Source organism: Pirellulales bacterium (assembly GCA_036490175.1).
GTDB lineage: Bacteria > Planctomycetota > Planctomycetia > Pirellulales > JACPPG01 > JACPPG01.
The window spans coordinates 1-19267 of record DASXEJ010000297.1 but is presented as its reverse complement, the minus strand read 5'-3'; the positions used below and the strand labels follow the sequence as shown (position 1 = coordinate 19267).

Sequence of the window (19267 nt, the reverse complement as noted above, 5' to 3'; positions counted from 1 at the left end):
ACACCAAGGCCTGCTGTCACGAACAACATCAAAGCAGCGCCCGCGGTGGGCAGAAACCGACTGCCGTACCAGCGGGCCGGGCGCAAGCCACTCAGGAAGGCGCCCAGGTACAACAGCGGCATTCCCAGACACAACTGCCAAGCCCACGCGCTCATCGACCAAAAAAACGGGCTGGCATGCGTTCCCGGTGTCGCGGCCCACAGTGCATACCACAACAGTGGCAACGCGAGCACGAGTACCGTGGCGGCAACGCCCACGGCCAGCTTTATACAAAAGATCGCCTGGCGGCTGACGGGACGATGTAGCAGAAACTGGAACGTGCCCTGCCCCGACTCCCACATGGTCTGCCGCAAGGCGGCCCCCATCGCCACCACCGCGGCCACCACAATCGTGTACCAGATGATGTCTCTGCCTACGAAGGGAATCACCTGGTACTGCTGCTCGATCAGTCCCACCGGAATGTCCATCGCCGCAGTGACGATGACGATCTGCGCCAACAGCGCCAAGATGATCAGCGGCAGCAGTTCCCGTAACTCCTTGCGGGCAAGCGCCATGATCATGCGACGGTCTCCCATTCCAGACTGGGTAGCGGAGGAGTTTCTCCGCGCGTGTAGGCGATGAATGCGTCTTCCAGATTCATTTCCAGCACTTCGACGTGCGTGGCCCCCAGTGATTCGGCCAGCGCCCGATGTTCGTCACTGAAACCGACCACGACCAGCTCCAGCTTGTTGCCGATTTGCCGCTGGCTGACCAGGCCCGCGCAGGCTGGGAACCGCGGCACGGCGCCGTGGAACTCGAGCACCACACGGCGCAATACTTCGCGGAAGCGATCGGCCGGGCAGTCGACGCGCAGCACGCCGTCTACCATCACGCCGATGCGATCGGCCACCCGTTCCACGTCGCCCAGGATGTGCGAACTGAAGAGAACTGTCCGGCCGTGGCGTTGAATGAGCTGGATCATCGATTCGAGAAAGTCACGGCGCACGACGGTGTCTAGTCCCAGCGTCGGATCGTCGAGGATCAGCAGCTCGGGATCGGGCGCCAGGGCGAGCGCCAACGAGACCTGCGCCCGCTGGCCGTTAGAGAGCCGACGTATTTTCATTTTCGGTCCGATGCGGAAGTGCTCCAGCACGCTGCTCAGAAACCTGTCGTGCCAGACGGCATAAAAGGGGCGCGTGAAGCGAATCGCTTCGGCCACCGTCATCCAACGATAGAGCGGATGCCCTTCGGCCAGATAAGCAATGCGCGCACGAGTGGCGGGGGGCAGCTCGCGGATGTCTTCGCCCAACAGGCTGGCACGCCCGGCGTCGGGCTGGACCATGCCCAGCAGCATTTTAATCAGCGTCGACTTGCCGGCGCCGTTGCGTCCTAAAAAGCCGTAAACACAACCGGCCGGAACCCGCAGGTTCACCGAGTCGACGACCCGCCGCGGGCCATAGTGTTTCGTCAAGCGCTCGACAACAATCGCATCGGTCATTGATTTTGCCCTCACCAAAACGACTCACATTCTGTGCCTGTTTGTTCAGGAAGCGGGTGTGGCGGCTTCGGCCCAGTGGAATTGCTTGACGCGGTCGGCAACCAGGTCGAGCAACTCGTCGGCGGCGAACCCCAGCCGCACAGCTTCGACCAGCAGGTGATCGAGATTCTTGAGCAATCGCTCGCGGCGCACTTTTTTCGAGAGCGACTGCCGCGAGTGCGCGACGAAGACCCCCATGCCAGGCCGTGTGTACAGCACTCCCTCTCGTTCCAACTCGGTATAGGTCCGGGCCACGGTATTCGGATTGACAACCAGCGATTGCGACAGCTCGCGCACCGAGGGAAGCCGCTGATCAGGCAATAGTCGGCCGCGCGCGATCGCTGCGCAGATCTGATCAGCCAATTGCTGATAGATGGGAATGCCGCCGGCCGGACTGATCGAGAATTCCACTGCATGCCTCCAACTGTATTAGTTGTACTAGTACAGATACGTGGCGGCAAGAGGGAAAGCAAATTTTATTGCGAGCCCAGGGCAAGCCCGAGCTTGAGTAGGAACGGCCTGTTACCATAAAGGGCCACACGGCCGAGACCGCGGCCCTGGCGGAATCCGGCCCTACTGAATCCAACTCCCCGCAGGAGATTATCGACATGCCGCCGGCCATTGTCCGATTGGTTCGATCGTTGGGGTCCGCCGCTTTGTTGATGGGCGTCGCGGGTCCGGTTTGTGCCGGGGGTGCTTTATTGGCGGCCGAGCCTGGCGCGCGGTTGACGGCGCTACCGACGTTGTTCGAGGAACACTTCGACGCAGGAGCGGACCGCTGGCAACCAACGGACCCGCAGGCTTGGAAGATTGTCGACTCGCGACAAGGCAACGCCTACAGCCTGGCACGTCAAAGCGAGTACAAGCCGCCGCATCGCAGCCCGTTGAACTACACCCTTGTCAAGGATTTAGTCGTCAGCGACTTTGTCCTTGAGGCCGACGTTTTCAGCACGGTCAAGGATTATGGCCATCGCGACATGTGCCTGATCTTTGGCTATCAGGATCCAGGGCATTTTTATTACGTCCACTTCGGCAAACAGACAGACGATCATGCGAACCAGATTTTTATCGTCAACAATGCCGCACGCGAAAAGATCTCTACCAAGACCACGCCAGGCACCCCCTGGGACGATCGCTGGCATCATGTGAAGCTGACGCGCGACGCGCAGTCCGGCGCCATCGCGGTTTATTTCGACGATTTACAAGTTCCCGCCATGACGGCCGAAGACAAGACTTTTGTCGGGGGACAAGTGGGGCTGGGTTCGTTTGATGATCTAGGGGATTGGGATAACGTGTTGGTGCGCGGTAAAAAAGTCGACAAGAACCCCTCAAAAGTACGGGTTCCCTAGTGCGATTCTCGCAATGCCGGGCGATCGAACGGCATCACAAAACATCCGGCCTGTCGCGGGCGGCGTGCTGTTGACGACAACACTAGACAGTCAGAGGGGGGTGACTACAATCAAAACCCCCGCCAGAATTTCCGCCCATCCACATGTCAGTTCAGGGAGTACGAGGCAGTGAGCGCCGAAGCACGGATCCAGCAATTGAAGCTCGAACTTCCCCCGCCACCCAAGCCGGCAGGCGTCTATAAGCCTGTAGTCGTCGTGGGAAACCTGGCGTATGTCTCGGGGCATGGGCCTCTAAAAGCTGATGCCACGATGATCACGGGCAAAGTCGGGTCGGAAATCGATCAACAGGAGGGCTACGGAGCAGCCCGCCAGACCGGCTTGGCGATCTTGTCGACCTTGCGGGCCCACTTCGGCAACCTGGACGGCATCTCCCGGCTGGTGAAGACGTTGGGCATGGTCAATGCCGCACCGGACTTTCAGAACCATCCGGCGGTAATCAATGGATTCAGCGACTTGATGTCGCAAGTCTTCGGTGCCGACCATGGCGTCGGCGCACGCAGCGCCGTGGGGATGGGCTCGCTGCCGGGCAATATCGCCGTCGAAGTCGAGGCGATCTTCGAGATTTCGAGCACTGCCAAGTAGGCGGCTCGCGGAGACGTCGACTGAATCGTGATGCGGCCGAATTGTCGCTGCGCCACGCGGCCGTGCCCTGCTCAGGCGTCGCGCGGTGCGCTCGTTCCGCCGGGCTTCTGAATTTGGCCCAGCGAGCGGCCCAGTCGCTTGCGCTGTTGCCGTGTGGGCGTTGGCTCAAGCGGTTGACTCTCGGCAGTCAGCCGCCGTGGCGACTCGCGCAATAACGATTGCAGTTGTGGGTGGAGCGATTCTTTTTCGTCAGATGCGCCGACCTGCTCGACGGCATCGGAAAAGCCGAGCAATACGGCGCGTCGCACTCCTTCGCGAATCCAGCCGAAAACTCCGACGTTACTCATTCGTTCCTCTCCCTATCGACCAAAATAATTCGCGTTGGGAACTCTGATACGGACGCCACCCGCCATCAAGCGTCCCGATTGAACGGGGCGGCATGGTACACGCCGGTCCGCGAGCAACGGAAGGCCGATTCCGGACTTTGCCAGCAGGGTTTTGCTTGCGTCGCTCTAGCATTGTTGTCCAAACTACCCACAGTGACGGCGCATCTCGGTTCGATGCACAACAACCAATTGCCGCGAGAGGGCCAGATGAGTAGCCCGAATCCACAAGGCGCTCCCACGCCATTTTCACGATCTGAATGGCCGCCCGGCAGGCATTCGCGTGGCCTGGGCATCCGACTGGCGACGATGTCCCTGGCAGTCGCACTACTGGCGATTCATCTGACTGGTTGCGGATACCACCAAGGCGAGAGGATCGCCCGCGAGGATGAAGCCCAGGGGGCTGTGCATGACGTGCCGAGCAACCGGCTCATTGCACCGCAGCAAGCTGCCGCACATCACGATGCACGTTTAGCGATCCTGACTGTCAGCCAGGAGGCACCCGCATCCGACGAGCCAGAGTTTCACACGTTTTCGATCTGTGGCATCGATCCGATCGCGGCAGAATGTGGTGTCGCGGTGACCACGCGTGTGACCATGGTGGGGCGATATGTCCCGTGGGTGCGTGCCGGTATTGGCGCCGTGGCTACGCAGGCCACCACGGCCGTGCAGTACGGGCGTCAGGGACTGGACCTGCTCGCGGCGGGCAAGACGCCCAACGAAGCCATCGACGAACTCCTGGCCGACGACGACCACCGAGAGTCGCGTCAACTTGGCATTATCGATATGCAGGGACGTACCGCAGCTTTTACGGGACAAGATAACGGCGTGTTTGCCGGCTCGCGGCAAGGGAAGCATTACACGGTGCAAGGTAATCTGCTGATCGGTCGGCAGGTGATCGACGCCGTGGCCGATCGCTTCGAAGTGACCGAAGGCGTAGGCATGGAGTTGGCAGACCGGCTAATTGCCGCCTTGGAAGCCGGTCAGGCAGCCGGCGGCGACAAGCGCAAAGGGCGCGAGCAATCGGCCGCCTTATTGGTCGCCGGTACGAACCATCACGGCGTCGACGACGATCACATCGTGGACACGCTTCAAGTGGCCGAGCATCCGGAACCTGTCGGCGAGCTGCGCAGGCAATATGACACGATTCATAGCCGGTTGGGCTATCGTACATTTTCTCTGGTGCGCGGACGCGATGTCGTCGAACTGAAACGAATGCTCTATGCGCTGAAGCTGCTGTGGCCCGATTTGCCCGAGTTCCCCAATCGCGTCGAGAAGCCTGACCTGGTCGAGTTCAATCCCGAGACCGCCTCCGCAGTCGATCGATTTCGCGCATCGCACGGCTTGCCTATTCCCGCCGATGGCCTGGGTCATGCCGCGGGCATGGTCGATGCGGCCTTCGTTGCCAAACTACGGACCAGTTACCAGAAGCAATTGAAAAATGCGCCCGACGAACAAACGGGCGAGCCTGCAGAGAAACCGCTGCCAGAGAAAAAGTAGTTCCCTAGAAACTATAGTCCGCAGTCCGATCAGCAGGCGTGACAGATACTCCGCACGTTAAACGGAAGTGGCCGTGCTGCGGAAATCGACCGAGCCCGGCTCACGCCCACTCCAAGCCAGTCTCGTGCCGCAACCGTGCCTCGAACTCGCCCAGCAGGCCGCCGATCACATCCCAGCGATCTCGCCGGCGCAATTCGATATCCCCCTGAGGGTTTACCCGTACCAAGCTATCCTCCCGCACACCACATTCGCGCAGCTGCTCGGGCGTGAGCTCGTTTTCGCTCACGACGCGCAACAAGGTTTTGCCGGTCATTTCGATAAACTGCTGCATTGCAAACGCCGTCGTTTCGGATTGTGAATGCGCAACTCGCACGCGCTGTGTCGCTATCATAATCTGCCGCTGGGCCCAGCCGCCAGCGGGTAGCAGATAGGTAGGGAAATCTTATAACTATCAAATTCGTCATCAACACGTTTCATTTACCCGCGGGCCGAAAGGGTTGTAAGTCGTGACAAGGCCGCTGAAGCTGTTGATCCTGGGGGCGCATCCAGATGATGCCGAATTCCATGCCGGCGGGCTGGCGACGATTTATCGCGCGCTAGGGCATACGGTAAAGATCGTCTCGCTTACCAATGGCGACGCCGGCCACCACCAAATGTCGGGACCGGCGCTGGCCGCGCGGCGCAACGAAGAGATGCGGGCGGCAGCCGCCATCATCGGGGCAGAGCATACCCTCTGGTCGCACCGCGACGGACGACTGGAAGCGGATCTCGCTCTACGCTGGGAGGTGATCCGCGAATTGCGGCGCTTCGCGCCCGACCTCGTGCTGACCCACCGCACGAATGACTATCATCCCGACCATCGCGCCGCGGGGCACGTGGTACGCGACGCTTCGTACCTGGTCACTGTACCAGCGATCGAACCCGAGGTGCCAATTCTGCCTGCGGCGCCTGTCGTGGCATTCCTGCCCGACAGGTTCACACGGCCAAATCCGTTGCGTGGCGACGTCGTGGTGGATGTCACGGCCCAATTGGATACCATACTCGACATGCTGGCCTGCCACGAATCGCAGGTCTTCGAGTGGCTGCCGTTCAATCAAGGTGTGCTGGACACGGTGCCCACAGAAAGCACGGCGCGCCGCACCTGGTTGCGCCAGTGGTTCTGCCGCTATCTGCGCCCGCAGGCCGATCGGTACCGCCAAGAGCTGATCGCGGCATACGGTCCGATACGCGGTACAGAGATTGACTATGTCGAAGTATTCGAGGTGAGCGAGTACGCCGCGCCGCTGGACACTGCTGCGCGGCGACGACTATTTCCTTTCCTACCGGCTTAGTGCACCTATGGTGACGAACCTCGGCCCGGCAACGCCCGTACTGTCACGGTATGGCGCTGGTCGCGACTGCGGATTGTGCCGATATTAGCGCCCAGGCCGATCGCACGGCCCGCAGCGAGCTTGCGGTCTTTCAGATCGACGCTTATTGAGCCCAACGATATACTACAGTTCTTCCTAGGGGGGCGGTCGGGGCATGTGGCCAACGTCGCCAGCGGCAACGCATTCAAACTCGTCCAGCGAGAGGAGAAATCACGTGAGCACCTCCAGCGAAAAAATTAAGCCGGCGATCGAGCCCGAGGCACCCGCCGGTGACGCGGCGCAAGCAGCGCAGCGCCAACAGCAGGTAAAGGTCGACGACTCGCACATTACGGCCTCTTATGCCAACTTCTGCCGCGTTACGGGAACGCCCGAAGAGTTGATCATCGACTTTGGCTTGAATCCGCAACCATTCGGCATTCCTCCCGACCCGGTCATCGTGACGCAACGGATCGTGACGAACTACTTTACGGCCAAGCGGATGCTGCACGCACTGCAGCTGACCGTGCAGCGTCACGAGGCGACCTTTGGCGTGCTGGAGACGGACGTGCAAAAGCGCGTTATGCCCAGTGCCCGCATTCAGGCGCCCCCCCGCAGCTAGCACGTCGCCCTCCAGGGCACCGCGCAGCCAGCGACGGCGAAGTTCCTACCAAGCCTGTCGGCTAGGATTGCGCGCACGAGCCGCCTTGACCGGGTTTCGCAAAATCTCTACCGTCCTGCTCCTTCAGCGGGTTGTGGCGCAAAACCAGCGTTCGGTTTGCGCGCGGCCGGCTCCCTTGGGAAGTGCAGGAGTGTGCCATGGATGGCTCGAAGTGGAGCGTAGTTTTGCTGGGACTCGCGTCGATCGCGGCGACCGGCTGTTGCAATCAGCCATGCTCGTGGGGTAATTGGGGCGGTGGCAACACTTACGCGCCCCCCACGCAGCCGGTGTACCAGCAGTCGTATCCGGCGCCGGTCTATGGGGCACCCGCCGGAGCCGCGCCGGTTTACAGCGCGCCGGTATCACCTCCGCCGGCAGCTACGGTGCCCACCTCGCCGCCGATGCGATAGATGTGGTAGATCAATTACGTGAATTCGTGCAGGTGCGGCACTAGCGCGCCCGCATCTTGCGCTGCGCATGCTCGCGGCGGCATCATTTGGGCCGCCCCTATCGATGCGTCGCGATGGATTCTCCGCCGGCAAACGTGAGAAGCCCCTTGAACACTTCGGGATCGATTGGTCCCATGAAACGCACTGATCCGTCGGCAAACAATGCATTAAATCCGCTGGGCCTCAGCTTACCCAAGCCAGCCAGGGGCTTATCAGGATCGAGTTTCAGATCGTTCGGCCTTGTCCATTCGACGACTTGATCGGCGTCTGCCTCGACCACCATAATCGTATTCGACAAGCCGTCCGTAATATCGTGCGCCGTCAATCCCGTCCGCGGCGCAAAGGAACCGAAGAAGGTCCCCTCGCCCACAACCGCCAGGTAGTCCGTCTTGCCCGGCTCCTGCACATTCGGGTTGGCAAAGACGGTCGGCATCCGCGCGATCAGCTTTTTGTTGTGCTCGCTGTCCCATGGCTCGTCCAAGTGAAATTCATCGTAGAGCGATTCGCCTTCTATTCCTTCTAGGTAAGGCAGAATCGCCACCCGCCAGCTCAACAGCGGTTTGCCATCCTTGTCACGAATGGCGCGGGCCGGAAATCTGCCGGTGGCGGATAGGTAGTTGTGCATCGCCAGCGCAATCTGCTTAAGGTTGTTTTGCGACTGCGCCCTGCGAGCGGCCTCACGCGCAGCCTGGACGGCCGGCAGCAGCAGCCCCACCATGATGCCCGTCGACGCGATCGCCGGTGCCCCTTTCACGACAGTGATATTCACGACGTCGTTCCGCACGTCAACCGTAATTTCGTCAAGCAATTTGCCAATCATGCGCTGCGCGTACTGTGCGGCGGCTTGCTGCGTTGGATCCTGTGGGCCGTTCCCGGCCGCCGGCGCCATCTGGGCCTTCAGGAACTGTTGGGCCAGCTTCTTGGCGCGCTCGGCCAAATCCTTCAGATTAGCCGCAGCCTTCGCATCCTGGGCGCCGACTTTCACGGCCAACTCCATCTCGGTCTGCAAGTCCAACGAGACTTGCACCCAATTAACCAACTCGGGCGTTTTCAAAAACGGTCGATAAGGCTCGGGCACCGGCGGCAAATTCTGCATGCCCATCAGCACCAATGGTCGCACCGCGGCAAAATCGAGAACCGCCACCGCGGTCTGCGAAGTGTCCGCCGCTTGCAGCAGCTTCGTGAGCGGCGTATCGACTTTGCTTGCCGTGAGCATCTTCTTCATTTGCGGTTCGGTCGCGATGACAACTGTGCGCTCGTCGGGCAGGAAGAGGCTAAAGCCCGATGGCTGTGCCGCACTGCGATAACGCTTGCCGGCGTGCGTGGCCTCGGCGGTCCCCGCGCCCAGCGTGGCGACCACCGCCTCAGGGTCGTACGGTTTGGCAAAACGCAGAATGGCCCCCACACCGGGCTCCCCGCCCTCCAACGCTTCCGCCACACTCACAATGCCCACGACTTGCTCGATTTCGAGCGGATCGATTCCCATGTATTGCTTGCCCGCGGCTACGATCACTTCGATCGGCATCGCCTGGGCCGACGGAGAGGTCAACGCCTGGCGCGGATGGAGTACAACCGCCGCGATCGTGTCGTCGGTGATATACGACAGATCGAGTGGCTCTGCGGCCGACGCGCCGACCGACCAGACACTCAGAGTCGCCGCGAGCAACAGCGCAAATGAATGACGCACCCGGATCATCGCGCACCCCCCTTTTTTAAAACATAGTACGGCCGAAAAGCATAGTTTTGACGCGATTGTAAACGCTCAGATCGTGGCAGCCTGGCACCGAACCGGCGAGCGCATGGGCGCCGAGAACTAATGGGCGGCTTCTCGCACGTAGATCGGATTCGACAAGATCCACGGCCGCGGCTCGCCCGCCAAATTCTGCCAGACCTCGACGCGATAGACTCCCGGCTCGTCGATCGTTTCGTCGAGCGACGTGCCTTCGCGCTCGGCGATCACTTTTCCATTGCGGACCAGCTTGAACGTGCTCGCGAGCGGCGCGGCGGCCCGCAGGCGCACGCCCGCAGCGCCCGGCACCTCGCCGCCGATGGGCCAGCTATCGTCACCTCGATCGGCGCGAAATACGAAGCCCGTGGGGTCGGCGATCCAGTCGAAAGCCACGTAGGCGCGACCGGCCTTGAGCGCCTCCCAGACGTTGTCGCGCGTGACCTCCTTCATCAACAGATGGGTGCTGACGTGGCGAAAGCTGCGCTCGTAGGGATCCAGGTCCAATTCAAACGCCAGGTCACCCGGTTGCTTGCCCGCCATCATCGGCTTGATGAAGGGAACTTTGGCGGGGTCGAGCACGAGCAGCTTTTTGCCCAGGGCATCGTCGAGTTGCATCTTGCCGTCTTCGGTCACCCGGCCGCGAAAGGCCTGATTGTGATGCGCGTCATTGGCCGAGACCCCCGTATGCCGCGCCTGCTGGCAAAGCTCGTCATAACGTTTCAAGTATGCGGCCGGATAATCCTGCAGTGCCGCGAACGTTTCTTGAGGATATTGCTTCACGGCCGGGATCAAGGCCAGCAACCCGATCGGAGTCTTCAGCGCCGAGATGAACTTGGTTTCCTCCATGAAGTCCGCATGGGTGTTGTAGATCTCGCTGCCGGTCAGACCGGCGATGTTCCAATCCATTCGCTCTTCCAGATGGCAGAGGAAGATCAAACCATCGTCACGCCGCACCAGGTCGGCAAATTCTTGATTCGAGCCGGGAGGCTCTCCCTTCAAGCTGCGCGTCGGGTAAGCCAGGTAACCACCTGTTTCGGCCCCCGGAATCAACAGCACGCCGTCGTCCAGACCTTGATGACCGTCCTTGATGTAGTCGTAATGATCGGCCGGATGTTCGGTGAACATGATCACGCGCACTCCGGTGGCCTTGGCCGCGGCGATAATCTCCTCCATCGTGCCGCGGCTATCGTGCGAGAAGGCCGAGTGTACGTGCAGCAACGTGCGCACGTCGTCGTAGCCGCTTTTCAGCTCGACCGGCACACGTTCCTTGGCGAGCGCTTGCACGCGCTCGTGCGTGGCCCGCAACCGTTCCATTTTCATACGTTCGAGCGCATCACCGCGCGCGTCGGAGATGAAACAACACAATAACACCAGCGCCGCGCCGCGGTACACGAATCGCATCAAGGGTGACTCCCAAAAGGTGGTTTTGAGCCATCGTAACACGGTCCTGGGCGCGGTGAAACAAGCCCGCCCGTCAGGGCGAGCCTTCGTTCAGGATCGTGGCAGGATGCCGGCCGGTGAGATAGAACAGGTCGAGCGAGAGTGGGTCGTACCCAGATGCCAAAACGTTGCAGGATTCTACGCCGATGGAAAATAATGCCGATCTGCTGGCCGAATTCCCCGTTGTGCTGGCGCTGGCCGTGCAGTGGGGAGATCAGGACGCCATGCAACACGTCAATAACGTCGTGTATTTCCGCTGGTGCGAGTCGGCGCGGATCGCGTACTTCGGGCGCATCGGCCTGGCCGATCGCCGCACCGAGGGGCACGTCGGCCCGATCTTGGCTTCGATCAAGTGCGACTTCCGCCGCCAGTTGAATTTTCCCGACACGATTCGCATCGGGGCCAGGATCGCCCGCATCGGCCGCACCAGCTTGATGATGCAGCATCGCGTCGAAAGCCTCGCTCAGCATGCGATCGTGGCCGAGGCCGAGTCAACGATGGTGGTGTTCGATTACAGCTCGGGCAAGCCGCACCCGGTGCCGGATGGGTTGCGCGAGGCTATCGAGGAATTGGAAGGGCGGAAGTACGACGCCACGCCGTAGGAACGTCAGCTGTCACTCGCTCTTCATTCATCCTTCATCATTCCGCGCTCATTCCACCGTCACGCTCTTGGCCAGGTTGCGCGGCTTGTCGACGTCGCAGCCGCGCAGGACCGCGATGTGATAGGCCAATAGTTGCAGCGGGATCGCCGTGACGATCGGTTGTAGGAAGTCTGCGACGGTCGGGATCATGATTACGTCGTCCGCCAAGTCGGCCGCCTGCGCACCCGCCTCGCACGTCACGGCGATCACGGGGCCGCCGCGGGCTTTGATCTCTTCCATGTTGGCGATCACCTTGTCGTACACCACGCCGTGCGGAATCAAGAAAACGCTGGGCGTGTTCTCGTCGATCAAGGCGATCGGGCCGTGCTTCATCTCGGCGGCCGGATAGCCCTCGGCATGGATGTAGCTGATTTCCTTGAGCTTGAGCGCCCCTTCCAGGGCCGTGGGGAAGTTGAACTGCCGCCCCAGGTAGAGGAAGTTGCTGCACTGGTAGTATTTGGCAGCAATGCGGCGAATCTGGTCGTCTGCTTCGAGCGCCTGGGCCACGTGGTCGGGCAGCATTTGCAACTGTTCGATAATTCGCATCCCTTGCACAAAGCTGAGATGCTGCAGCCGCCCGAAGTACAACGCCAAAAGCGTCAACACCGCGCACTGCGAGGTAAAGGCCTTGGTCGAAGCGACGCCGATTTCCGGCCCCGCATGCAGGTAAATGCCGCCGTCGGCCTCTTGGGCAATGCTACTGCCGACGACATTGCAGATGGCCAGGGTCGGATGTCCTTGCCGTTTCATTTCGCGCAGTGCCGCCAGCGTATCGGCCGTCTCACCGCTTTGCGTGATGGCAAATACCAGCGTGTTGTTGTCGATCGGCGGATTGCGATAGCGCAGCTCACTCGCGTATTCCACCTCGACCGGAATGCGGGAAAACTCTTCGATCAGATATTCGCCCACCATGGCTGAATGCCAGCTGGTGCCGCAAGCCGTTAGCAAAATGCGATTCACGCCGCGCAACTGTTGCGAGTTGAGATTCAACCCACCGAAGTGGGCCGTCGCCTCGTCGAGCGATAATCGGCCACGCATGGCGTTGCGCAACGTCTCAGGCTGCTCGAAAATCTCCTTGAGCATGTAATGGTCGTAGCGGCCCAAATCGACATCGCCTGATTGCAGCTCGAGCGTCTGCACGTTGTGATGGATTTCTCCCTGGTCGCGATGAATCACACGTAGCGAGTCGGCGGTAACGACGGCGATTTCGTGTTCGGCCAGGTAGACGATCTTGTCCGTGTAACCGACCAAGGGAGACGCATCGCTGGCGACAAAATGCTCGTCCTGACCGACGCCCACCACTAGCGGGCTGCCGTGGCGCGCCGCGATGACGACGTCGGGATGATCGCGGAACACGATGGCCAGACCGTACGTGCCTTGCAACTTCGCCAGCGCCGCGCTGACGGCCGCTACCAGCGGCTGATAACCGTTCGTGGCGCTGGCATCCGCGCGGTGGTCGCCGTGGGCCCGTTCTTTGGCGAGGCAATCCGCCACCAGGTGGGCCACCACTTCGCTATCGGTGGCGGAGATGAACTCGTAGCCGGCGCTTTTCAGATAATCCTTCAGAGCGCGATAGTTTTCGATGACGCCGTTATGAACAAGTGCCAGGTCGTGCCGACCGCCGTAGTGCGGATGCGCGTTGGCGTCGGTAGCCGCGCCGTGAGTAGCCCAGCGCGTATGGCCAATACCGATGTGCCCTTCGGCCGGTTCATCTCCCAGGAGCGAAATGAGGCGGTCGAGCCGACCGGCCGCCTTGGCGACGGCAAATTCACCCGAGGGAGTGATGGTCGCCACGCCCGAGCTGTCGTAGCCACGGTACTCGAGGCGCCGCAACCCCTGAATCATGAATTCGCTGGCGTTGCGAAAGCCAATGTAGCCGACAATGCCGCACATAGGTCCACCACTGTTTTGATCGGAATGGTTGCCCGCACGACCGACGTGATCGGTACGGTTGATTCTAACGGATAACTACACGTCGCCTAAGCCTGTTCCGGCGGGAATGCCGGCCTCGGAAAACCCTCGACCGGACAGGGGATTCCGTTGCAGACGCGGTACTTTGCCGGGAATTCCGCCCCCACTACAGGCGCGAGCCGACGGATTTGGCTTTATCCAGAAAAGCTACGCCGTAAATGTGCGTAATGCGCCGCGCAGAAATCGCCGCCTGCAGACGGACGACTGTTGCGCTGCCGCAGGGGGCCGACGACCCGCTAGCTGGGCCATCGCTACAGCCGGCAGAGCCGTAACAAGCGGACGATAGCGACGCCCATTGGGCCGGCATGCGCGGCGTGTCTATGCGTAGACTTTCGCGATCTTTTGCTGCCGATTTCGCTGTGCGTGGGACACGCTGCAAGTGTCATTGTGGATTCGGTTGGCGATTCTGCGCGTGCGCAGGCAACTTCTTCATTGACGGAATGAAGCGGTCTTGATAACTTCGCGTGACTCGTGCATTGGTGGCCGGTGATTTCCGCTGAAATCGCCGGCGAACAGGGAACTCCGGTGTAAATCCGGGACGGCCCCGCCGCTGTAACCGAAGTTACGAGGGCACCTACTCACGCCTTTGCCGCATGTGATAGTGCGGCGCACAGGCAGCCATTGTCGTGAACTTTCACGACGAGAAGGCACGGGTGGCCCGAGGTCGGTAGTCAGAAGACCTACCAATGCGGTGACTTGTAGCGCTCTGCGAGGGACAGGCGCTCGGTACGTTTGACACGCGCAAGAAAGGCCGCCCGGTCTCTCGTTTGCAGCGGTAGTAAATTAGCATCGTCCGGCGATCTCTTGCACAGCATCGCGCTGTGCCTGTGCGCTAGCGGTGCGCCTGCAAACGCGGCATGATCCGGTCGATCGTTGGAATGGCTCATAGCGCCTACGCATATCAACGCCGGGCAGGCATGTCGCTGGTCGAGCTGTTGGTCGTGATCGCGATCATTGCCTTGCTCATAGGCCTGCTGCTGCCGGCTGTGCAACAGGCGCGCGAAGCGGCCCGCCGCGGGCAATGCCTGAACAACTTGCGGCAGATGGGCATCGCGCTGCACGGCTATCACGGCGCGTACGGAACCTTTCCCAGCGGCTGCATCGAGCGCCGCCTGACGGCCGACAATTCGCGACGGCAGCTCTCCTGGTGCGCGCTGTCGCTCTCGTACATCGAACAACCCGGCGTTTACGGCGAGCTCGATCTCGGCCAACCCTTCGATAGCACCGCGAACGCCGCGGCGGCTGGCACGGTGTTGCCCGTCTATATCTGCCCCAGCGTCGATCGCGCGGTGATGACTCCCACCACCGGGCGCGGTCCCTGCGACTATGGCGGCATTTACGGGCCACGTTTCAATGGCGATTCCAACAGTCCGCCCCGCGGCATGATGCTGTACGACGTCGCGGTCTCGCTGTCGATGGTGGGCGACGGCACGAGCATGACGCTGATCGTGTCGGAGGACTCCGAGTTCCTGCCGATCGGCGAGTGGATCAGTGGCATGAACATTTTTGACGTGTCGTATCCGCTCAACACAGCCCCCACGATCGACAACGACATCCACAGTCAGCACCCCAGCGGCGCCAACGGCCTCTTTGTGGATGGCGGGGCGCGGTTTTTGAACAACGAGATGTCGACCGTCGTCCTGTCGGCCATTTGCACCCGCAGCGATCGCGAACCGGTCGGCGATTTTTAATTTCCCGCCGAGTGTGTCCGGCTTTAGCTTCACAATCAAGCTTCACAACACTGACAAGGAGGTCGGCCGATGCGCGATCGCAATGCTTTACATTTGGGTTTGATGGTGCTGGCTTTCTACGCCGGCACGGCGCGAGCGCAAATCGTTAACTTTGACGATCTTCCACTCGCTCCCAATACCTTCTACGAAGGCGCCGACAATGCCGGCCAGTTCGTCAGTGACGGCGCGACCTTCAACAACTCCTTCACCGATTACGGCGGTGGTGTGACCAGTTGGGAAGGCTGGGCCTACTCGGACCAGACGACCACCCTGGCCACGGCCGACCTCAGTGTGCCGGACTATCAGTACCAGTTCAGCGCCGCGGCCGGCGCCGGCTCGGGCGGGTCGGCGAATTATGGAATCGGCTTTACGAACACATTCGTCTTGCCGGCCCCCATCGTTCAGTTGCCCGCCGACAGCCACCCGTTGTCGTTGCAAGTCACCAATACGACATACGATGTCCTGTCGATGTTTTACGGTGACGACTTCTCAAAGAAGTTCTCGGGACCGGTCGGCAGCACGCCGGGCGATTGGTTCAAGCTGACGATCACGGGGCTGAATGCCGGTAGCCAGCCGATTGGTAGCGTCGACTTCTACCTGGCTGATTTCCGCTCGGCCGATCCGGCCAAGGACTACATCGTCAACTCCTGGCAAAACGTGAATCTTACGAGTCTCTACAATGCGACGGCCTTGTCTTTTTCACTCTCGTCGTCCGACAACGGCGACTTCGGCATGAATACGCCGGCCTATTTTGCGGCCGACGATTTGAGTCTGACCAAGGTCCGGGGAGACACAAACAACGACGGCGTTGTCAACGGCCTCGATCTGAACGCCATTGCCCAGAATTGGCTGAAGTTCAGCCCGGCCGGGGACACTAATGGCGACGGCATCGTCAACGGTCTCGACGTCAACCAAATAGCTTCGCATTGGTTGGATAAGGCCAGCGGCACACCGGTTGCAACGCCAGAGCCCGCGGCATTGTCGCTGGCCGTGCTGGGACTGGTGTCACTGGCGATGGCGACTAAACTGCGACCATGGACCGCGAACAGGCCAACGCCATAGCAGCCGCCCGCGAGCACAATCGCCGCGCGTGGGATGCGCTGGTCGCCCGGCAGCAGCGTTTCACGACTCCGGCACGCGACGCGGACATAGCCCAGTCGCCGACGACTGTCGCCCACGACACTTGGCTCGACGGTGGCGTGGCGGGGCGGCGCCTGCTGTGCCTGGCCGGCGGGGGCGGACGACAAAGCGCGTTCTATGCGACCGCCGGCGCCGACGTGACCGTGGTCGACATCAGTCCACAAATGCTGGCGCTCGATCGGCAAGTCGCGGCAGAGCGCGGGCTGAACATTCGTATCGTCGAGGCGTCGATGGACGATCTCTCGGCCCTCGGCAACGCGGCATTCGATATCGTCATTCAGCCAGTCAGCACGTGCTACGTGCCGGACCTGACGCGCGTATATCGCGAAGTGAGTCGAGTAACTGTGCCAGGCGGGCTGTATATCAGCCAACACAAGCAGCCGGGAAGCTTGCAAGCGGACGTGCAACCTTCGCCGCGCGGCTATGAGCTGGTCGAACCCTATTATCGTGGCGGACCGCTGCCGCCAGTGCTGGGTAGCCCTCACCGCGAAGAGGGCACCGTCGAATTCCTGCATCGCTGGGAAGAACTGATCGGCAGCTTATGTCGTGCGGGATTCGTCATCGAGGACTTACTGGAACCGGTACATGCCGATGCCAAGGCGGCTGTCGACACATTTGCCCATCGCAGCTGCTACGTCGCACCTTATGTCCGCATCAAGGCGCGGCGCAGCGGCACCGCGACTACGCCGCACGCCACAAACGGCGGACAAGCGCGCCTGTGGATGCCGCAGTAGTTGAACGACGATTTGCACGCGGCGCGGGCGAATGTGGTTGAAATAGTCAGCTCTGGCAGAGAAGATAGCAAACCGCTCGGTAACGTTCTTTGCGTGTTTGGTTGATGCCTGATGCCGTGCGCTCTTTCGCTCCTCCAAATGGACTGGGTCGCCCAATCGTGGACAAATCGGTTTTGCAAGAGATCTGCGTGCTGCTCGGTCAGGCCGTGGCGGGCAATCCTACCCAATACATGATGGAGAAGCTATTCGCCCATCATGGTCTGGATTGGCGTTACATCACGCTGGAAGTCACGCCCGATGATTTAGGAGATGCCATCCGCGGCATTCGTGCGCTGGGCTTTCGCGGCGCCAATATCACGAAGCCGCACAAGGTGCCCGTGCTCGCCTTTCTCGACCGGCTGAGCGAAGCGGCCACCACGATCGGCGCTGTAAACTGCATCATCCGCGACGGCAAGAAGCTGGTCGGTGAAAATACAGACGGCAAGGGCTTTCTACAATCGCTCCGCGGAGTGACCGATCCGCAGGGCAAGCGGATTGTGCTGCTCGGCGCGGGGGGCGCCGCGCGGGCGATTGCCGTCGAGTTGGCGCTGGCCGGCGCAGCTACAATCACCATCGTCAATCGCTCGGCCGAACGTGGCCAGTCGCTGGTCGACCGGCTCAACGAAAAGACACCAACGCCGGCGGCCTTGCTGCCGTGGGAAGGCGAGTTCCGCGTGCCGGCCGATACCGACGTGCTGGTAAACGCCACATCGATCGGACTCAACGATCACACGGCGCGCGTGCCTGTGAATCTCGATGGCGCCGCCCGGTCGCTGGTCGTGGCCGACGTGATCGCCAGCCCGCCAGTGACGCGACTGATTCGCAAAAGCCGCGAGCGCGGGCTGCAGACGCTCGACGGCGTGGGAATGATCGTCAATCAGGGGGCGATCGGCTTCAAGTTGTGGACCGGACTCGATGCCGACGTGCAGGTGATGCGCGACGCGGCTGAGGAATTCGTCGAGTCGTAAGCAGTGCTCCAAGTGCCGTCTGCGATCGCCGCCAGCGGATGTTGCCCTGCGGGAGATCATGCGATGCCGATACGCCAAGTCGCCTGGCGACCTTCGTGGCCTTATTTGCGGGCGCGTTCGCGCTTCGGCCTGGCGACGTTAATGCTGTTCATCACTGTGGTGGGCCTGGTGCTCGGCGTGGTCGCCGATCGTCGTGCCAGACCATCGCGCGCACTACGACAAGTTGATGATTTGCGTGGCTCGATTCGCGGACGCTTGCTGGAACTCGACCTGTGCAATCTGCGCGGAAAGCAGATGGAGTTGCTTCCGTACCTGCGGGATGTAAAAACAGTCTCGCTCGGCAACGCACGAATGGACCGCGCGAGCGCGCACGCCATCGTCCGGATGACGACGCTCACCAAGCTAACGATGCCCCACGCCGAGATCGACGACGAAGGGCTGGACGAATTAGCAGGTCTTCGCGAACTGACCGAGCTCCGCCTCGATTACACTCATTGCACTCTGGCAGGCGTTGCCAGGCTGAACGTGCTGCCGAAGCTGCAAGAGCTCAGCATGCAAGGATTGCAAGGGGAAGATCTGCAACTTGTCGATTTCTCGCAGCTGTTGACCGCATCGTTTACGAATCCCTAGCTGAAGAGAATACATATCGAGCGGATGCCAAGCCTGAGGAGGATTAACGTCACTGGCGGAGCTTGCGAGGTCACGCTTGCCACGCTGCCGCAGCTAACCTCGCTGCATATCAAGGCTGCAGCTCTCCGCGACGCGTATCTCGACGATTTACCGGCGCTGCAAAATGTTGAATTGGAGGTTCGGGAACCGCAGGCGACTGATGACCGGCGCCAATTGTGTGTGCAGCTCTCTGGATTACCCTCGCTCGCGCGTGTCGAGTTGGTCGGATTGGGACTTACCGACGACGATTGCGCGGCAATTGCCGCCTCGCCGACCCTGGCCGCCGTTATTATTGGCGATGCCAGGGCACCATTAACCATCGAAGGCGTCCGTCACTTGGTGGAGAGCAGGGCGTTGCAA

General features: G+C 61.1%; 21 protein-coding genes and 1 riboswitch. Of the genes, 13 read left to right on the top strand and 8 right to left on the bottom strand.

Annotated elements, in window-relative coordinates:
• The 3 genes from VGG64_22555 to VGG64_22545 form a co-directional block, all read right to left on the bottom strand.
• Nucleotides 1-560, bottom strand: a 560-nt coding sequence (locus VGG64_22555) for a hypothetical protein (GenBank protein HEY1602401.1), incomplete at its 3' end; no start/stop codon positions are given.
• Nucleotides 557-1477, bottom strand: coding sequence for an ABC transporter ATP-binding protein (locus VGG64_22550; GenBank protein HEY1602400.1), 921 nt, complete (start codon nucleotides 1475-1477; stop codon nucleotides 557-559). The genes VGG64_22550 and VGG64_22555, both read right to left, overlap by 4 nt.
• A 45-nt stretch (nucleotides 1478-1522) precedes the next feature.
• Entirely contained in the window at nucleotides 1523-1927 is a 405-nt protein-coding gene (locus VGG64_22545; GenBank protein HEY1602399.1) for a GntR family transcriptional regulator, read from the bottom strand.
• Nucleotides 1928-2124: 197 nt separating this feature from the next.
• Between VGG64_22545 and VGG64_22540 the strand changes: the two genes are divergently transcribed.
• Both VGG64_22540 and VGG64_22535 read left to right on the top strand, forming a co-directional pair.
• Nucleotides 2125-2865, top strand: a complete 741-nt coding sequence (locus tag VGG64_22540; GenBank protein ID HEY1602398.1) for a hypothetical protein — start codon at nucleotides 2125-2127, stop codon at nucleotides 2863-2865.
• Between the two features lie 168 nt (nucleotides 2866-3033).
• Nucleotides 3034-3507, top strand: a complete 474-nt coding sequence (locus VGG64_22535; protein ID HEY1602397.1) for a RidA family protein — start codon at nucleotides 3034-3036, stop codon at nucleotides 3505-3507.
• Between the two features lie 71 nt (nucleotides 3508-3578).
• Here the strand turns inward: VGG64_22535 and VGG64_22530 are convergent, their stop codons facing one another.
• Nucleotides 3579-3854 carry a hypothetical protein gene (locus tag VGG64_22530; GenBank protein ID HEY1602396.1) on the bottom strand — a complete coding sequence of 92 codons (276 nt, stop codon included), beginning with the start codon at nucleotides 3852-3854 and terminating at the stop codon, nucleotides 3579-3581.
• A gap of 345 nt (nucleotides 3855-4199) precedes the next feature.
• Here VGG64_22530 and VGG64_22525 point away from each other — a divergent pair, with 345 nt between their 5' ends.
• Complete coding sequence (locus VGG64_22525) at nucleotides 4200-5390, top strand: DUF1028 domain-containing protein (GenBank protein ID HEY1602395.1); 1191 nt, start codon at nucleotides 4200-4202, stop codon at nucleotides 5388-5390.
• A 100-nt stretch (nucleotides 5391-5490) separates the two neighbouring features.
• On the opposite strand, the gene VGG64_22520 is transcribed toward VGG64_22525, so the two are convergent.
• Nucleotides 5491-5721 (bottom strand): hypothetical protein, encoded by a 231-nt coding sequence (locus VGG64_22520; protein HEY1602394.1) that lies wholly within the window; start codon nucleotides 5719-5721, stop codon nucleotides 5491-5493.
• A 175-nt stretch (nucleotides 5722-5896) separates the two neighbouring features.
• On the opposite strand from VGG64_22520, the gene VGG64_22515 reads away from it, so the two are divergent.
• The 3 genes from VGG64_22515 to VGG64_22505 all read left to right on the top strand — a co-directional run bounded on the left by VGG64_22515 (nucleotide 5897) and on the right by VGG64_22505 (nucleotide 7807).
• Nucleotides 5897-6721 (top strand): PIG-L deacetylase family protein, encoded by an 825-nt coding sequence (locus tag VGG64_22515; GenBank protein HEY1602393.1) that lies wholly within the window; start codon nucleotides 5897-5899, stop codon nucleotides 6719-6721.
• 253 nt (nucleotides 6722-6974) lie between these two features.
• Entirely contained in the window at nucleotides 6975-7358 is a 384-nt protein-coding gene (locus VGG64_22510; protein HEY1602392.1) for a DUF3467 domain-containing protein, read from the top strand.
• A 197-nt stretch (nucleotides 7359-7555) separates the two neighbouring features.
• Nucleotides 7556-7807 (top strand): hypothetical protein, encoded by a 252-nt coding sequence (locus VGG64_22505; protein ID HEY1602391.1) that lies wholly within the window; start codon nucleotides 7556-7558, stop codon nucleotides 7805-7807.
• Between the two features lie 97 nt (nucleotides 7808-7904).
• Here the strand turns inward: VGG64_22505 and VGG64_22500 are convergent, their stop codons facing one another.
• Nucleotides 7905-9542: a DUF1559 domain-containing protein gene (locus tag VGG64_22500; protein HEY1602390.1), complete on the bottom strand. Its 1638-nt coding sequence runs from the start codon at nucleotides 9540-9542 to the stop codon at nucleotides 7905-7907.
• Between the two features lie 117 nt (nucleotides 9543-9659).
• Nucleotides 9660-10976, bottom strand: a complete 1317-nt coding sequence (locus tag VGG64_22495) for a PHP domain-containing protein (GenBank protein ID HEY1602389.1) — start codon at nucleotides 10974-10976, stop codon at nucleotides 9660-9662.
• 185 nt (nucleotides 10977-11161) lie between these two features.
• Here VGG64_22495 and VGG64_22490 point away from each other — a divergent pair, with 185 nt between their 5' ends.
• A complete protein-coding gene (locus tag VGG64_22490) occupies nucleotides 11162-11617 on the top strand; it encodes a thioesterase family protein (protein ID HEY1602388.1) in 456 nt (151 codons plus the stop codon).
• Between the two features lie 48 nt (nucleotides 11618-11665).
• On the opposite strand, the gene glmS is transcribed toward VGG64_22490, so the two are convergent.
• Nucleotides 11666-13549, bottom strand: coding sequence for a glutamine--fructose-6-phosphate transaminase (isomerizing) (gene glmS / locus VGG64_22485; GenBank protein HEY1602387.1), 1884 nt, complete (start codon nucleotides 13547-13549; stop codon nucleotides 11666-11668).
• 538 nt (nucleotides 13550-14087) lie between these two features.
• A riboswitch (cobalamin riboswitch) is annotated at nucleotides 14088-14330 on the top strand.
• 175 nt (nucleotides 14331-14505) lie between these two features.
• Between glmS and VGG64_22480 the strand changes: the two genes are divergently transcribed.
• From VGG64_22480 to VGG64_22455, 6 genes are all read left to right on the top strand, one after another.
• Nucleotides 14506-15318 carry a DUF1559 domain-containing protein gene (locus VGG64_22480; protein HEY1602386.1) on the top strand — a complete coding sequence of 271 codons (813 nt, stop codon included), beginning with the start codon at nucleotides 14506-14508 and terminating at the stop codon, nucleotides 15316-15318.
• A gap of 69 nt (nucleotides 15319-15387) precedes the next feature.
• Nucleotides 15388-16419 (top strand): DUF4465 domain-containing protein, encoded by a 1032-nt coding sequence (locus tag VGG64_22475; GenBank protein HEY1602385.1) that lies wholly within the window; start codon nucleotides 15388-15390, stop codon nucleotides 16417-16419.
• On the top strand, nucleotides 16392-17231 hold the full coding sequence (locus VGG64_22470; protein HEY1602384.1) for a class I SAM-dependent methyltransferase: 840 nt from the start codon (nucleotides 16392-16394) through the stop codon (nucleotides 17229-17231). Before VGG64_22475 ends, VGG64_22470 begins: the two co-directional genes overlap by 28 nt.
• A 158-nt stretch (nucleotides 17232-17389) precedes the next feature.
• On the top strand, nucleotides 17390-18238 hold the full coding sequence (aroE, locus tag VGG64_22465; GenBank protein HEY1602383.1) for a shikimate dehydrogenase: 849 nt from the start codon (nucleotides 17390-17392) through the stop codon (nucleotides 18236-18238).
• A 63-nt stretch (nucleotides 18239-18301) separates the two neighbouring features.
• A complete protein-coding gene (locus VGG64_22460) occupies nucleotides 18302-18868 on the top strand; it encodes a hypothetical protein (GenBank protein ID HEY1602382.1) in 567 nt (188 codons plus the stop codon).
• 24 nt (nucleotides 18869-18892) lie between these two features.
• Nucleotides 18893-19267 (top strand): hypothetical protein (locus VGG64_22455; protein ID HEY1602381.1); only part of this gene is annotated, 375 nt, incomplete at its 3' end.